The following is a 15,239-nucleotide window of genomic DNA, read 5'->3' on the forward strand; positions in this document are numbered from 1 at the left end:
CATCGGGACCAGGACTCTGGTCCTGGTCCCGATGCGGGTCAGGACCCAGGGCCCGGGTCCGGATCATCCGCTGCCACGACGCCTCCCGGCCCCTCGAGTGATGGTCTGGAGACCGGCCGGGAACCCCCGGCAGACGTCCGCATTCAAGTCCGTCCGCCGGAGGACATAGTGATCCGCGCCCTGACCGGATACTCCACCAGACACCCGTGGAAGGTCATCGCCCTATGGGCGGTGCTGGGTATCGCACTCAGTGCCCTGGCTCCGATACTGATCGCCCGCGTCACCCAGCACCAGACCGGGGACTTCCTGCCCCGCAGCTACGACTCGGCCGCCGCGCTGCACATCGCCCAGGAACAGTTCGGGGTGAACCCCGACGCCACCACGGTGACGGTGCTGGTCGCCCGATCCGACGGCCAGGCACTCGGCGCCGCCGACCGGAAGTGGGTCGAGGCCGAGGCGGCGAAGCTGGCTCAGCGCCGGGTGATCATGCCCAGGGAAGACGACATCCCGGAGTTCCTGGTCCCGGACCGCTCCCAGACGCCCCGGATCGCCCCGGCGATGATGGCGCCCGACCGGAGTTTCGAACTGCTCTCCGTCCAACTGACCGGGAATCCCTCGGACAAGGGGGTCCAGGGCGTCTACCGCACCTTCCGGGACGCCGCCCGGACGCAGTTCTCCGAGGCGGGGATGCGCACCGGTTTCACCGGGGGTCTCGCCGAGACCGTCGACACCACCGATGCCCACAAGACCGCCGCGACGGTCGGGAGCGCCCTCGTCATGGGGCTCATCGTCCTGCTCAACGTGCTGGTGTTCCGCAGTGCGCTGGCGGCCCTGCTGCCACTGCTCGCGGTCGCCGTGATCGGCGGCGTGGCGGCGGGAGCCGTGGCGGGTGCCGCGATGCTCACCGGGCGCAAGCTCGACGCGGGCACCCCGGGGCTGATCAACGTGGTCCTGCTCGGCATCGGCATCGACTACCTGCTGTTCCTGCTGTTCCGCTTCCGCGAGCAACTGCGCAACCGGCCCGAGCAGTCCGCCCGCGAGGCGGCCGAGCAGGTCTCCGGCCGGGTGGGCACCGCGATCACCTCGGCGGCGCTGACCATCGTGGCCGCGTTCGCCACGCTGGGCCTGGCGACCTTCGGGCAGTTCCGCTCGCTGGGCCCCGCGATCGCCGTCGCGGTCCTGGTGATGCTGCTCGGCAGTCTCACCCTGCTGCCGGCGCTGCTCGCGGCCGCCGGGCGCAAGATGTTCTGGCCCTCCCAAACCTTGCACCACAAGCCGCGCGAAGGCCGTGGCGCCCGCCTCGGCGCGCTGGTCACGCGACGGCCGCTGATGATGCTGACGGCCTCCGTCGCCCTGCTTGCCGCGCTGGCCGCCGGGTTGATCGGCATCCGCATGGACTACGGCCGGGGCGACTCCGGTGACCGGACCCCCGCCGCGGCCACCGCGGCCGAGATCTCCCGCACACTGCCGGCCGGAGTGTCGGACCCGACAAGCGTCTTCGTCACCGTCACGGACGGCGGCACCCTCACCACCGCCGGACTCGACGGCCTCTCCCGAGCGCTCACCCAGGTCGACGGCGTGGGCAAGGTCGCACCGACCGTGCTGAACAAGGACCACCGCGCCGCCCGCATCGACCTCTACCCGACCGCCGACCCGCAGAGCCAGCAGGCCCGCGACCTGGCCGCCGGACCGATCCGGGCGGCGGTCGCCCAGCACACGCCCGCCGGGACGAAGGCACACGTGGGCGGGACAGCGGCGATCTTCGCCGACGTCTCGACCGCCGTCGACCACGACCTGAAGATCGTGTTCCCGGTCGCGGCCGCGCTGATCGCGCTGATCCTCCTGCTGCTCCTGCGCAGCCTGCTCGCACCGGTGGTCCTGATGCTCTCCGTCGGGCTCGGCTTCGCCGCCACCCTCGGCGCATCCACGCTGCTGTTCCAGCACGCCCTCGGCAAGCCGGGCGTCAGCTTCACCCTCCCCCTGGTGCTGTTCCTGTTCGTCGTGGCACTGGGCACCGACTACAACATCCTGATCGCCGACCGGATTCGGGAGGAGATGCAGCGACCGGGCCCGGCCCGCGCCGCCGTGGCCCGCGCGGTACGGCACACGACACCGGCCATCGCGACGGCCGGGCTGGTGCTGGCCGGCTCCTTCGCCACGCTCGCCACGACCCCGGGAAGCGAACAGGTCGCCTTCGCGATGGCGCTCGGCATCATGCTCTCCGCGCTCGTCCTTTCGCTGGTGCTCGTCCCCGCCCTTGCCGCACTCCTCGGCCGGAGCATCTGGTGGCCGGTCCGCCCGCGGCCCACCGCGGGCGGCCACCCGCAGCACCGTGCGACCACACCTGCCCCGGAACCCGATCAGGTCACGGCGTACTGAGGCTTGGACCGGAGCGCCTCAGGGGTGCATGAGCCCGGCGACAGCGGCGCGCACCCAGTCATCCGGGTTCCTCGGGTGGACCACTTCGGTCCGGTGGACCAGACGGGGCAGGCCCGAACGAGGAAAACCCTTCGACCAGCGCCGTGCTGGAGCTGCGGTGCTGCCCGTGCCCATGGGAGTAGAGGATCACCGGACGGCGGCCTCCACGCGTGTCCGCCACTGCGCCTATACGCGCGTGTGTGTCCGGCAGCGTGACGTACTCGGGAAGGAGATACCCCGTCTGTTGGAAAACGTGGGCGGCCTGTCCGGTCATCCATGGCGCCCTGGGCAGACCGGCGGCGGTGCCTGCCGGGTACCAGAGCTGAACCATCAGTTCCCGTACGGGCCGTGCAGCGACCCAGGGGTCCCGGCGGCTGCGGTCCTTGAGATGCAGCGCCACGGTGCCGAGGGCATGGGGGCCGCTCGGTCGCGGGAGGACGAGCCGTACGGGCGGCTGGACCTCACCCGGCGTCCGGCGGGGCGACGATGCGAAGGCGGGGGTGCCGACGGCGACGGTCGCAGCGAGTCCTCCGGCGAGCGCGGTGCCCCCGTCTCCTGCTGATTCCGGTGGTCCTGAGGGTGCTCCTCAAGGGGAGCGAGGCCTGACGCGGCATGGAAATCTCCTTCGCGGACGGTGCGCGCTGTGCGCGAGCACGTGGTGCCCTACTGGAAGGCTAGGGACCGCGCTGTCGGCGAACTGCTGTGTTTTCTCATCGCTTTCGCTGATATTTGTCACTCACCGTTCTCACGCGGAGAGGTGCGGGGCATACGCGGGCTCCAGGAGGCGTAAGTCCTTCGACCGGGTGTCGCGTGCGGCGTTATGGTCGCGCACATGCGGGTGGGACTGAACGCGGTCAACTGGGCTTCGCTGGAGCACAACTACGGGCCGACCAAGGACGTGCCCGGCCTGCTGCGCCGGTGCGAGGGGCCGGGACCGGGCCCGGATGATGCCGAGAACGCGGCGGACGAGCTGCTCAACCTGATGTTCCATCAGGGCGGCCGGATCTGCTCCGCGGCCTCGGCTTCGCTGCCGTTTCTGCTCCGTCTTGCTGCCACTCCCGGTGTGCCGAGCCGGGGCACGGGTGCTGGAACTGCTGGCGATGCTGGCCTATGAGGCCGGGAAAGCCTCCGAACGATTCCTGGATCCGGCCTGGCCGTCGGCGTGGGAGCGGGCCCTGCCCGAGGTTCTTGCTCTGTTGGACGATCCCGAGCCTGGTATTCGACGGCCGCGGCCGATGTCACCGCTTCCTGTGACAGCCCCGGTGAGCTGACGCTGCCGGCCCTGTTGCGCGCCTGCACGTGGAAGACGATCCAGCGACCCGTCTGGAACTGGTCCTCGCACTCGGCCAGGCGGCGCTACGAGAGCCAGCCGCTTCGCTGCAACGGCGGCTGGCGCGGCTTCACCAAGGACGAAGCCATCCGCGCCGCTGTCGACGAACTGCTCGCCTCATCCAACCCGACGCGTCCGAACTGAGTGCTGCAGTCGGCCATGCCGGACTCCCAGGCTTTCCGCGGTGGCCGCGGCATGCGCTGCGCTCCTCAACCGCGGGAGCTGCTCGCCGAGTTGAGCCACGTGCCGATACGTGGCAGAGCTTCGGGCCCGCTGTCCTGTTCCACCGTGCCGACAAGATCCGCGATGGAGACACCCTGGAGCGAGGCTCGCCAGGCAGCATCGGCGGCAGCCATCGCGCGGGCGATGGGGCACGGCTTCGTGCAGTCCTGGGGCGGCGTCCCGAATGGACCCCGTTGGCGAATCTCGGTGCACACAAATGCCGGGTCGGCCCCGTCGACGGCCTGCACCACGTCCAGAACCGTGATCGCGGTGGCAGCCCGGGTCAGCGCGTATCCGCCCGTCTTGCCCTGCACGGACTCCACCAGGCCCGCCCGGGACAGGGCCTGCATCTGCTTGGCCAGGTAACTGGGCGAGACGTCGTGCAGCTGCGCCAGTCGGGCAGCCGGGACCGGCTCGGTTGCTGCGGTCAGTACCACGCAGCAGTGCAGCGCCCATTCCACGCCACCGGACAGTTTCATGCGCGCTCCTATTTGACTCAGACACATACTATCCGAGTATCATCTCGGACAACAGCTATCCGAGTTTGCGGCGGCAGTGACAGCGTCGGCCGCACTCGGTACTCGGCTCACAGAAGGGCTCGATCATGAAGATCACGGTCATCGGCGGCACCGGACTGATCGGTTCCCAGCTCGTCTCCAGACTCCGCGAGGCCGGACACGAGGTGACACCCTCGTCCCTGTCGACCGGAGTCGACCTGCTCACCGGCACGGGGCTCGACCAGGCGCTCGAAGGCGCGGACACGGTCGTCAACGTGACGAACTCCCCCACGTTCGACGAAGCCTCCCCAGACTTCTTCCGCACCACCATGGGGCACCTGTTGACCGCGGGCGAACGCGCGGGCGTTCGCCACCAGGTCATCCTCTCCATCGTCGGGGTCGACCAGGTGCCACAGCTGGACTACTACCGCGCGAAGACGTTGCAGGAGGACCTGCTGCGGAACGGGCCCGCCGCGTACTCGATCGTGCGTGCCACCCAGTTCTTCGAGTTCATGGACGCTGTCATGTCCTGGACCGCCGACGATCGCACCGTCCGGCTGCCCTCCACACGCATCCAGCCCATCTCAACAGTCGACGTGGTCGACGCCCTCGCCGACATCGCCACCGACGCGCCACTCAATGGCACGCTGGATGTCGCCGGGCCCGACGTCTTCGCTCTGGACGAGCTTGGTCGCCTCACCCTGTCGACCCGACAGGACCACCGCACCGTCTTCACCGACGAGCAGGCGGGCATGTTCGCTGCCGTCGACGGTGACGTTCTCATCGCAGGCCCCGACGCGCGCCTGGCCCCCACTCACTACAAGGACTGGCTCAGCACGCCTCGCCAACCCGCGTAACCTGCCGCGGCCGGGCCTGGTGGCTACGGCGGCGGCCGAGTCGGCCGGGCACTCTGCAAGGATCACTCCGTGGAAGACACGGGTGAACAGCAAACACGCACGATGCTCGGCGCGTTGGAGGCATCGGGTCTCACCCGGGCCGAAGCCCTGCGGTTACTCGGGGCCGACATGGCCCTGCACGCGGAGTGGATCGTGGGGCTCGCCGTGAACCGCGCTGCACCGGTTTCGATACTCCGGCGCGTTTTCACGGTCGACCCGCTGCCCCAACCCAGGGCCTGGTTGCTCTATCGGAATCTGTCGTCCCAGTTGGCGATGGCCGCCGTGGCACATCCCGATCCGCAGGTCCGTCAGGTTCTCGCCGAGAATCAGACCCTGCCGCCGGAAGCGCGCGCCGTACTGGTCGACGACCCGGACCCGAAAGCGCGCCGCTACGCAGTCATCATGGCGTGCGAGTTCGGCATCGAGCTGCCGACAGAAGTCATGGTCCGGGTCGCCACCGACCCCGAGGCACGGCTGCGTTACTGGGCCACGGCACTGCCCGGGCTGCCGGACGAAATTCGGCTCTCGCTGGCCGAGGACCCCGATCCGCGTGTCCGGGCCGCCGCTATCGGCCCATGGAGCTGGCCCCGGCTCCGCCCGGGGGTCCGGGCCGCAGCCGAGGCCGACCCCGATCCCCAGGTGCGTAAGGCAGTCGAGCGCGCCACCCATGTCGAAGTGCCGCTCCCGGCCACGGTCGAGGACTTCCTCGCCGAAGAGGACGACCGCCGTCGCCGCGACGCCGCGTTCAGGGCGCCCGTCGAGGCCGCGCTGGCCCGGCTCCTTGTGACGCACGAGGACGATCGGATACGCCATGCGGCTGCCTGCAATCCCCACACCCCGACGGCGCTCGCCCTGTCGCTGGCCACCGACCCGGACGCCTACGTCCGTCTCGCGGTCTCCCTGCGCGGAGACCTCACCGAGGAACAGCGCGCGGCGGTCGACTACACCTTGCCCGCGGGCCGCCATCCGGTGCCCGCCTGGGTCGAGGAGCACTTCGGCAACCCGGAAGCGCTGCGGGAGATCGCCGCCTCTTCCCACGTCCTGCTGCGCCGGGGCGTCACGTGTGCACCGGAGCTGCCCGGCGATGTGGTCGAACGGCTGGCCGGCGATGACGACTACTACGTCCGGCTGATGCTGTGCGAGAACGACCACGCCCCGCACGAACTGCTCGTGGAGATGTTCGCCGACTGGCAGGGACTGAGCTGGGGCATGCTGGCCTTCCGCCGCAACTTCGCCCGCCCCGGTCTCGCACGGTTCGCGGACGATCCGAACCACCGGCTCCGGTATGCGGCGCTCTTCGACCCCGAAGCCGAACCGGAGCTCGTCGAACGGCTCTCGTACGACGAGAACGACGTGGTCCGCCGCCAGGCCGTACAGGACCCGCGCCTGCCCCACACGAGGCTGATCGAGATGCTGGGCGAGGGTGGGAAGCCGCAGACCGCTGCTCTCAACCCCTCACTGCCCCCAGAGCTGATGCACCAGCTACTCGATCTCGCCGGCGTCAGCCGCCAGGTGTATTGATCACGAGCGTTGTCGTTACGAGTAGTGCCGTCAGTTGTTCACGGGTTTGCGTTCTGGCTCAACTTCTGTGGAGGGGCCACGCTGAGTGACGAATGAGCCCCTCCGGGCGGCTTCGCAACTTGCCAAGCACTGCGCCGACTTCACCGCCTGGCGCGACTCCCTCGACCTGGTCGGCGTGTTCGCCAACCCGTACGTGGACCGCGTCCTCGGCTCGGCCCCGCAGGCAGTGGTCCGGCCGACCACGTCACCGGGGAGGCGGGCTAGAAGAGGCGGGCTCGCATGTGCTGCATGAGGTTCTCGAGGATCTCGCGTAGCCATGGGCTTCGGACGGCCGGCAGCCGGACCAGGGTGTGCTGGAACGCTCCCGGGTCGGCCCGGAACAGGTGATGGGGGCGCGGCGCGGGCGGGTCGTCGCGGAGGACGCCGTCAGGCATGCTGCCCGACGCGGGGACGGGCAGGTACGGCTCGGGGAAGGCCAGCCACAGCCACACCCCGAACGGCAGCGGCACCGGGTACGCCGAGGCGGTCGGGTCGGCCGGGGTCCAGGCTTCCCCCGTCTGCGGATGGGTCGGCACGAAGAAGATGTCGGCGTCGGGGGCGGGCCGTCCCGGCCCGGCCATGACGGCGCGCCGCGCCGGTGGGCCGGCGGGCAGCAGGGCGTCGAGGGCGCGTTGGAACATTTCCTTAGTCAGGCCGTCCGGGACCGTCAGCGGTAGGCCCTGCGAGGCCGCCAGCAGGTGGGCGAGCGCCCGGCCGGCCGCAGCCTCCCACTGAGGGCTCCAGGACCACCAGTGGCTCGTCCCCAGCTGCGACCCCCACGTGGCTATCGGCTCGAACGGGGGCGTGCCCTTCCCCTCCGCCATCAGCTCCGCCCAGGAGAGCGGTGCGGCGTCGGCGCCGTCAACGGGGAGGCGGCGCACGGTGTCCGGGACGAGCCACACCGCCTGCCAAAGCGAGCAGTCGTCGATCCGGCTCGCCACGGGCAGGCCGCACGCCTCGCAGGCCATGTTGGGGCCGTCGGCGCCGTCGAGGCCGCAACAGTAACCGCCGCCTTTCTCCGGGATCAGCAGAGTGCCGCGGGCGTCGCCGGGTGCGATGACGATCGCGCCGGGCGCGCCGTCGGACAGGGCGTAGACCGGCGCGTAGACACCGCGGACGGCCGCCTCGTCCGGATGGATCTCGTCCCACGTCCGCCACGGCGGCCCCCAGGGCTCCGGGTCCACGGCGAACGTGCCCGGTTCCATGAGCACCGGGAGCTGAATGCCGTTCCCGTACTTCTGATGGGCGTGGGCCGGCAGGGTGACCTGGGACAGCGGGGTGCTCAGCTCGGCGCCGCACCCCGCACACACGAAGACGAACAAATGTCCTCCGCCTGGGAAACAATGAGGCATCATCGCAGCTCGGCAGCGGCCAGCCAATGAGTTTCGGGCAGGGGCCTGGAGGACCGTCATCCATCACTCAGCGTGCTTGTCCCGTGATCGGTCACTGTCAGTGTCTGCTCCTGGGAAGAAGCATTTACGCAGGAGAGCGAATCCGGCTCGGCCGAACATCTGGCGCTTGAGCATCTTGATGCGGTTGACGTGTCCTTCGACGACGCGGCCATCGTCGACCGCCTGACGTTCAACGGCACGATCATCGGGACCGGCACCGACTCCTACCGGATCGCCTCCACCCGGGCACGAGCTGAGGAAACCGCCACGGCCGGCTGACCGCCCGCGGTGCGACTCAACGGCCCGCCTCAGGGCAGGCCCCGGGAGGCAAAACAGCCGGCCGGGGCCAGCCTTGAGGAGCGGTCATTTTCGCCAGAACAGGTAGTGCGTCACCCCACTCGGGCTGGGAACGACCTCCAGGTGGAACCGGTCGAGCAGCTCATCGGGGGACTCCCAGAGTCGTACTCCGGACCCGAGCTTCACCGGCGAGACCGCCACGTGCAGCGTGTCAACGAGGTCGGCGTCAAGGAACTCCCGGATGGTGGTAGCCCCGCCGCCGAGTCGGACGTCCTTGCCCTGCGCCGCCTCCCGGGCCTGTTCGAGGACCGTGGCAGGGTCGCCGTCGACGAAGTGGAACGTGGTGTCGGAGAGCGTGAGCGAAGGACGCTTGTGGTGGGTCAGCACGAATACCGGGGTGTGGAACGGGGGCTCGTCACCCCACCAGCCCTGCCACTCATGGTTGTGCCAGGGCCCGCGCTGGGGCCCGAACTTGTTGCGGCCCATGATCTCGGCGCCGATGTTGCGGGCGTAGTCCCGCGTGAGGTAATCGTCCAGGCCCCGGCTGCCCCCGGGGTCGGTGCGCATGGGCCAGCTCGCCGTGGCCCCGGCCCAGGCGAACAGCCTCTCGGGCTCGACATGACCGAATGGCCTCTCGAGGGTCTGGTCCTCACCGGCACCGATTCCGTCACTCGAGACGTTGAAGTTCTGGACTCTCAGTAGCTGAGCCACATGTTCCTCCTGTGTTGTCGACGGTGGTGAGACTTGCCGGGCCGGGAAAACTCATCGCTGCGTCCGTGACCGTTCAGAAACTCGGCTACCCAGTGTCACGACCTGTGAGGATTGCACGGTTTGCAAGCTCCTGTGGTGACGGCGCCAGCCCCCGCGGAGCCTTTCACTATCTGCTCGGTCATCGAGGAGGCTTGAAGGAACTGCCACAGACGGCGGGCGGCCCACGCAGTGACGTCAATTCTCGGGCTCTGGCACACATTTCGTGAAAGATCTCGCTAGCTCGCGCCAGCAGGAGGCGCTCGTCACGTGACCTGCGCGGACCACGCGTCACTGGGCTCCGGTGAAGCCGGACTCAAGATCTTTCACGGAATGTGTGCCGGACGGCAACACGACCGACCTCCAGGTGCACCGGACGTTTCCAGGGGACCGGTACGTCCCCGGCGCCTGCCCCCACCTCGCCGCGAAACTCCGCTCGGCCCGCGTGACCGAGCGGAGGATTTCCGCCGAGCGCCTCGGCCTCGCACAGACCGACCACTTCCGGTGGGCGGCCCGTCCACAGGAAGTCGTACGCGAGGCCGTGGAGTGGCTGCACGCGACAGAGGCCGCCCAGTGAACGCAGTCGGCGCGCTTTCTCGACGCTCGACCCGCTGAGCCCTCAACTCAACACGGCCACCGCCGACGTCGATGCCCGCATCCGCCCTGCCAACGAGCGCCTCCCGGTGGCGTCCTCGGCGCGGTGGCGGCGGACCGCCTCTATCCAGCGATCCGCGCCTCCCGCCCTTCGCCTCCACCCGGCGGTCACTCTGAACGCGACGTGAAGCGAGGGTGCCGGGGCGCGCTGGTGGGTGGCGCCCCGAGCAGGGTGGGGTGGCGCCAAACCGAGCACGGTGCGACGTGCCGGCCGACTCCTAGGCACGAACTCCGCGATACTCATTGACAGTCATCCGATGTATCCATAACTATCAGCCACACCCCCTGCACCATTCGCTTGAAGTCCATGTATACATCGGATTACTTCAGGAGTGCTCGTGAACGGGACGTCAGAGCCGCACCACAGACCACGCTCCACCCATAGCCTGCCGACCATGCGGGCCGTCACCGCCGTGACCGTCTGCGCACTCGGCGCCGGCCTCGCCCTCGTTCCTGTCCAGCCCACCGCGTCGGCCGCACCCAGCAGCGTGACGATTCATGTCGATCCGTCCGGCAGAGACGCGGGGCAAGGCACAGCGGCGCGCCCCTTCCGCACGCTGGAACACGCCCAGAAGGCCGCCCGCAAGGCCGCGAAAGAGCTCAGGAATCGCCCCATCCAGGTCGTCGTGCACGGAGGCACCTACCACCTCGCGGCCCCGCTGACCTTCACCGCGGCAGACTCCGGAACCGCTGACGCGCCCGTCCGCTACTCCGCAGCCCCTGGCGAGCACCCCGTCCTCAGCGGCGGCCGGTCACTCGCACCGCAGTGGACTCCGTACGCGAACGGGATACAGGTCGCCGACATCGGGACCGGACTCGACTTCGACGGGCTCTTCCTCGACGGCGCACGCCAGACACTGGCCCGCTACCCGAACCTCGACCCGAAGACCGCCATCCTCGGTGGGTACGCCGAAGATGCCATATCCCGGCAGCGGGTGGCCGGTTGGAAGAACCCGACGACTGCCCTCGTGCGCGGTCTGCACTACGGCATGTGGGGCGGCAATTCCTTCAAGGTGACCGGTGTGGACACCGCAGGGGACCCCACCCTGCAGTGGGTCGGCGACAACAACCGGGGTAGCGGTATGCACTCCACGTATCGCATGGTCGAGAACGTCTTCGAGGAACTCGACGCACCCGGCGAGTGGTTCTACGACAAGCCCGCGGGCAAGCTCTACTTCCTCCCGCCCCAGGGCACCGACCTCGCGGCGGCCAGGGTGGAGACGGCCGAGCAGGACGAATTGATCCGCGTCAGAGGCACGGACGCGGGTACGCCGGTCCGTCACCTCGCCTTCGACGGCTTCACCTACACCCGCACCCACCGCACCCTCTTCAACCAGCCGTACGAGAAGCTCCAGCTCGGCGACTGGGCCATCGCCCGCGCCGGCGCTGTCCACCTCAAGAACACCGAGGATGTGACCGTCAGCGGGTCCTCCTTCGACCAACTGGGCGGCAACAGTGTCTTCATCGACGGCTACAACAGCCGCACCACCGTGTCCGGCAACGAGTTCAGCCGCTCCGGCGCCACTGATGTGGCAGTCATCGGCAACAGGGACGCGGTACGTGAACCCTCCACCTGGGACTCGATGCGTTCCAGCATCACGGACACCACCCCGGGGCCGCAGTCGGAGAACTACCCCCGCGACATCACCGTGCGCGACAACTACATGCACGACAACGGCCAGTTCGAGAAGCAGACCTCGGGCGTCCAGATCTCGATGAGCCGTCGGGTCACCGTCGACGGCAACACGATCCACGACGGCCCGCGCGCCTGCGTCGACATCAACGACGGCACCTGGGGCGGCCACGTCATCGAGAACAACGACATCTTCAACTGCGTCAAGGAGACGTCCGACCACGGGCCGATCAACGCCTGGGGACGCGACCGCTTCTGGCCGCTGGCCGCGGACGACGCCACGAAGAAGTCGTACGCGAAGCTCGACGCGGACACCACCGTCATCCGGCACAACCGGATCCGGCACTCCGAGCACTGGGACATCGACCTCGACGACGGCTCGTCGAACTACCTGGTCGAGAACAACCTCCTCCTCAATGGCGGTGTCAAACTCAGGGAGGGCTTCCACCGAACCGTCCGCAACAACATCTTCGTCAACGGCGGCGGGCACTTCCACGTCTGGTACGCCGACAACGGTGACGTGGTGGAGAAGAACCTCTTCATCACCGGCGACCCCTACGACCTGATCCAGGTCGACATGGACCGCAGCAAGCCCCGCATCGACAACAACCTCTTCTGGAACAACGGCAAGGCCGTCACCGACGTCGACGACGCCTGGAGAGCGAAGGGCCTGGACACCCACTCGGTGATCGCCGACCCGAAGTTCACCGGCACCAGCCCCTTCACCGACTGGGGCAAGCTCGACTACACAGTCGCACCCGACTCCCCGGCGCTGGCACTGGGCTTCACGAACATTCCGATGACCGGCTTCGGCAAGGCCGGCTCCCCGACTCCGCCACCGCTGGACTGGCGTCTGCCTGCCGCCCAGGACACCATGGACGCGCTGGCGGAGACCCTGTTGGGGGCACGGGTCACCCGTATCTACTCGGACGAGATCAAGTCGTCCACCGGCCTCACCGACACCGACGGGCTCTACCTGCAGAGTGCACCCGACACCTCCGACGCCTACCGGCAGGGGCTGCGGGGCAACGACGTCATCCGGGCGATCGAGGGCCGTCCCGTCACCGACCGCAACAGCTTCTGGAACGCCTGGAACAGGACGGCACCCGGTGCCCAGGTGACGCTCACGGTCTGGCGCAATCAGGCGTCGACGCAGGTCACGCTGCGCCGTCCCGTCGACGGCGAGCAGCTGAACAACACGTCAGGGGTGGTGTACGCCGGAGCCGGCTGGGACTGGAAGAACGCCTCCCGGGGCGGCGGGGGCGGGTATCTCGACGACGTCCACGCCACTCAGGCGCAGGGCGACTCCTTCCAGCTGACCTTCAACGGCACCGCGATCGACGTCATCACCCAGGTCAACTCCGACGAGGGCGAGGTGGACCTCTACCTGGACGGGGTGCTCGTCACCACGATCGACAACCACAACGACACGCGCGTCCATCAGAAGACTGTGTTCAGCACATCGGGTCTCACTCCGGGTGAACACACCCTCAAGGGCGTCATGAAGACCGGTTCGTACTTCATCGTGGACAGCTTCAAGACGCGCTGACCGGCCTCGGAGCCGCCGACGCGGACGTCTGGGTGGCGGGGCAGGTGCCTCGCCACCCGGCCCCGGGGTGCACAGCCCCTCAGCGGCGGATCAGTCGGGCATGCGTGGCGGCCGGGGAGCTGACCAGCTCAGCGACCTGGTAGCCGTCGATACCGTCGCCGAGGTTGTCGAGCAGGCGTTCGCCGCTGCCGACGAGGATCGGGACGATGGCCAGGTGCAGCTCGTCGACCAGCCCTGCGCGCAGGTACTGCTGGATGGTGGCCGGCCCGCCGGCGAGACGGACGTCTTTGCCGCCCGCTGCCTCGTACGCGCGCTGCAGCACGGTCTCGATGGGCTCGTCGGTGAAGTGGAACGTGGTCCCGCCCTCCATCGGCAGCGGCCGCCGCAGGTGGTGGGTGTGGACGAACACGTCGTGGTGATACGGCCGGTTGTCGCCCCACCAGCCCGTCCAGGACTCGTCCTGCCACGCTCCACGCAGGGGCCCGAACATGTTTCGGCCCATGATGGTGGCGCCGATGTTCTGCTCACTGCGTTCGACGCGGTCGACCTCGATCCCCGACGTGCCGTCGGCACGATCCTGCATCGCGGCGAACATCCACTCGTGCGCACTCTCGAAGCCGTCGCCGAGCGGTGCCTCCAGGCGCTGGTCGGGACCGGCGGCGAACCCGTCCAGCGAGACAGTGAGGTTGTGGACGCGCAGCTTCGGCATGACGCTCTCCTTGGTTCGGTTGCCCGCATGGCTTCCGGCCGGGGCCGCCGACGGCCGCAGCCGGTCCGCCCGCACCTAGGGTCTCTGAGCTCAGGATGCCAACGACCCAGTGGTTGTGCAGAATTCGCGCGACACGACACAACGGATCTGGAACGCTACGCGGCTGGGGCCTACGGCCTTGATACGAACATTGCGTACCGGCACTGGATGGGTGAGGGATGAGTTTCACGCTTGTGGGACCAGCTCTGGAGGGCACACTCGTGCGGCTGGAACCACTCGATCACCGTCACGCCGGGGACTTGGCCGCGGCGGCAGAAGAGGATCGGAGCTCCTATGGGTTCACCTGGGTGCCCGAGGCGGCTGAGGTCGAGCGATATATCGATGCCCAGCTCACCCGGGCCGCTGCTGGAAAGTTGGCCCCGTACGTACAGGTGGAGCAGGCGTCGGGACGAGCGGTCGGAGGCACCGCCTACTGGGATCCGCGACCGTGGCCGACGGGAGACAGTCTGTCCGCGATCGAGGTCGGTTTCACCTGGCTCGCGGCGTCGGCCCAAGGCACGGGGATGAACACCGAGGCCAAGTACTTGTTGTTCCGGCATGCATTCGAGAACTGGGGAGTGTCGCGCCTCGACTTGAAGACGGACGCGCGCAACAAACGTTCACGGGCCGCGATCGAGAGCGTGGGCGCACGCTTCGAGGGAGTGCTGCGAAACTGGTCCCCGTCCTGGGCACCGGGCGAGGACGGCCGACTCCGCGACTCTGCGATCTTTTCGATCACCGCGTCGGAGTGGCCGGACTGCCGTACGAGGCTTGAGGAGCGCATCGCTCGCGGCCTCGGACGCAGCAACTGAGGGCGGATCTCTCCGACGCCGGCAACGCCACTTACCCGGGCCCGCACGACGGGCACAGTCCGCGATAGGTGACGTCGGCCTTGGAGACCGTGAAACCGAACCGTTCCTCCGCGGGGAGGCCGGCCAGCGGATCGCCGGTCGGGTGGACGTCGCGGATGATTCCGCAGCCGGAGCACACCAAGTGCTGGTGCGGCTGGTGCGCGTTGGGGTCGTATCGCTTGGCGCGGCCGTCAGTGGAGAACTCCACGACCTCACCGAGAGCCACCAGTTCACCCAGGGCGTTGTAGACGGTCGCCCGGGAGATCTCCGGCAGTCGCCGCACCGCCCGGGCGTGCACCTCGTCGGCCGTGAGATGCACATGGTCGCCGTCGAGAACCTCCGCAACGACGCGCCGCTGAGAGGTCATCCGCCAGCCACGCCCCCGCAGTCGCTCCAGCAGACCGCTCATATCGGTTCACCTATTCGGGTTCGATGGGATACGCCCG

At 68.8% G+C, this 15,239-nt stretch carries 13 protein-coding genes and 1 pseudogene; 9 read left to right on the plus strand and 5 right to left on the minus strand.

Translation table 11 applies throughout. From position 1 onward, the window contains the following. The first annotated feature begins 168 nt into the window (after window positions 1-168). From ACFT7S_RS20015 to ACFT7S_RS20025, 3 genes are all read left to right on the plus strand, one after another. A complete protein-coding gene (locus ACFT7S_RS20015; RefSeq protein ID WP_382733583.1) occupies window positions 169-2,379 on the plus strand; it encodes an MMPL family transporter in 2,211 nt (736 codons plus the stop codon). 871 nt (window positions 2,380-3,250) lie between these two features. Next, window positions 3,251-3,532, plus strand: coding sequence for a hypothetical protein (locus tag ACFT7S_RS20020; RefSeq protein WP_382733586.1), 282 nt, complete (start codon window positions 3,251-3,253; stop codon window positions 3,530-3,532). 171 nt (window positions 3,533-3,703) lie between these two features. Beyond that, a complete protein-coding gene (locus tag ACFT7S_RS20025; RefSeq protein ID WP_382733589.1) occupies window positions 3,704-3,892 on the plus strand; it encodes a hypothetical protein in 189 nt (62 codons plus the stop codon). A 65-nt stretch (window positions 3,893-3,957) separates the two neighbouring features. Here the strand turns inward: ACFT7S_RS20025 and ACFT7S_RS20030 are convergent, their stop codons facing one another. Continuing rightward, window positions 3,958-4,449, minus strand: coding sequence for an RrF2 family transcriptional regulator (locus tag ACFT7S_RS20030; RefSeq protein ID WP_382733592.1), 492 nt, complete (start codon window positions 4,447-4,449; stop codon window positions 3,958-3,960). Between the two features lie 125 nt (window positions 4,450-4,574). Here ACFT7S_RS20030 and ACFT7S_RS20035 point away from each other — a divergent pair, with 125 nt between their 5' ends. Together ACFT7S_RS20035 and ACFT7S_RS20040 are read left to right on the plus strand one after the other, a co-directional pair. Continuing rightward, entirely contained in the window at window positions 4,575-5,324 is a 750-nt protein-coding gene (locus ACFT7S_RS20035; protein ID WP_382733595.1) for an SDR family oxidoreductase, read from the plus strand. Between the two features lie 69 nt (window positions 5,325-5,393). Next, window positions 5,394-6,884, plus strand: a complete 1,491-nt coding sequence (locus ACFT7S_RS20040) for a hypothetical protein (protein WP_382733597.1) — start codon at window positions 5,394-5,396, stop codon at window positions 6,882-6,884. Between the two features lie 260 nt (window positions 6,885-7,144). Here the strand turns inward: ACFT7S_RS20040 and ACFT7S_RS20045 are convergent, their stop codons facing one another. Beyond that, window positions 7,145-8,245, minus strand: coding sequence for a hypothetical protein (locus tag ACFT7S_RS20045; RefSeq protein WP_382733600.1), 1,101 nt, complete (start codon window positions 8,243-8,245; stop codon window positions 7,145-7,147). A 234-nt stretch (window positions 8,246-8,479) separates the two neighbouring features. Here ACFT7S_RS20045 and ACFT7S_RS20050 point away from each other — a divergent pair. After that, window positions 8,480-8,593 (plus strand): annotated as a pseudogene (locus ACFT7S_RS20050) (AAA family ATPase); the annotation flags it as partial. Window positions 8,594-8,677: 84 nt separating this feature from the next. On the opposite strand, the gene ACFT7S_RS20055 reads toward ACFT7S_RS20050, so the two are convergent. Further along, a complete protein-coding gene (locus ACFT7S_RS20055) occupies window positions 8,678-9,322 on the minus strand; it encodes a dihydrofolate reductase family protein (RefSeq protein ID WP_382733603.1) in 645 nt (214 codons plus the stop codon). A 373-nt stretch (window positions 9,323-9,695) separates the two neighbouring features. Here ACFT7S_RS20055 and ACFT7S_RS20060 point away from each other — a divergent pair, with 373 nt between their 5' ends. Beyond that, complete coding sequence (locus ACFT7S_RS20060; protein ID WP_382733605.1) at window positions 9,696-9,935, plus strand: hypothetical protein; 240 nt, start codon at window positions 9,696-9,698, stop codon at window positions 9,933-9,935. Window positions 9,936-10,407: 472 nt separating this feature from the next. Continuing rightward, window positions 10,408-13,194: a right-handed parallel beta-helix repeat-containing protein gene (locus ACFT7S_RS20065; protein ID WP_382733608.1), complete on the plus strand. Its 2,787-nt coding sequence runs from the start codon at window positions 10,408-10,410 to the stop codon at window positions 13,192-13,194. 79 nt (window positions 13,195-13,273) lie between these two features. Here ACFT7S_RS20065 and ACFT7S_RS20070 read toward each other — a convergent pair whose 3' ends face one another. Continuing rightward, window positions 13,274-13,903: a dihydrofolate reductase family protein gene (locus ACFT7S_RS20070; RefSeq protein WP_382733611.1), complete on the minus strand. Its 630-nt coding sequence runs from the start codon at window positions 13,901-13,903 to the stop codon at window positions 13,274-13,276. 218 nt (window positions 13,904-14,121) lie between these two features. Here ACFT7S_RS20070 and ACFT7S_RS20075 point away from each other — a divergent pair, with 218 nt between their 5' ends. Further along, window positions 14,122-14,754, plus strand: a complete 633-nt coding sequence (locus ACFT7S_RS20075; RefSeq protein WP_382733614.1) for a GNAT family N-acetyltransferase — start codon at window positions 14,122-14,124, stop codon at window positions 14,752-14,754. Between the two features lie 31 nt (window positions 14,755-14,785). Here ACFT7S_RS20075 and ACFT7S_RS20080 read toward each other — a convergent pair whose 3' ends face one another. Next, window positions 14,786-15,202: a Fur family transcriptional regulator gene (locus tag ACFT7S_RS20080; protein ID WP_382733617.1), complete on the minus strand. Its 417-nt coding sequence runs from the start codon at window positions 15,200-15,202 to the stop codon at window positions 14,786-14,788. Between the last annotated feature and the right edge of the window lie 37 nt (window positions 15,203-15,239).

Source organism: Streptomyces sp. NPDC057136, assembly GCF_042670885.1.
GTDB lineage: Bacteria > Actinomycetota > Actinomycetes > Streptomycetales > Streptomycetaceae > Streptomyces.

Coding starts and splice junctions, on each gene's coding strand:
- ACFT7S_RS20080 (WP_382733617.1), bottom strand. CDS start 15,202: ATGAGCGGTCTGCTGGAGCGACTGCGGGGGCGTGGCTGGCGGATGACC.
- ACFT7S_RS20035 (WP_382733595.1), top strand. CDS start 4,575: ATGAAGATCACGGTCATCGGCGGCACCGGACTGATCGGTTCCCAGCTC.
- ACFT7S_RS20030 (WP_382733592.1), bottom strand. CDS start 4,449: ATGAAACTGTCCGGTGGCGTGGAATGGGCGCTGCACTGCTGCGTGGTA.
- ACFT7S_RS20070 (WP_382733611.1), bottom strand. CDS start 13,903: ATGCCGAAGCTGCGCGTCCACAACCTCACTGTCTCGCTGGACGGGTTC.
- ACFT7S_RS20020 (WP_382733586.1), top strand. CDS start 3,251: ATGCGGGTGGGACTGAACGCGGTCAACTGGGCTTCGCTGGAGCACAAC.
- ACFT7S_RS20065 (WP_382733608.1), top strand. CDS start 10,408: ATGCGGGCCGTCACCGCCGTGACCGTCTGCGCACTCGGCGCCGGCCTC.
- ACFT7S_RS20075 (WP_382733614.1), top strand. CDS start 14,122: ATGAGTTTCACGCTTGTGGGACCAGCTCTGGAGGGCACACTCGTGCGG.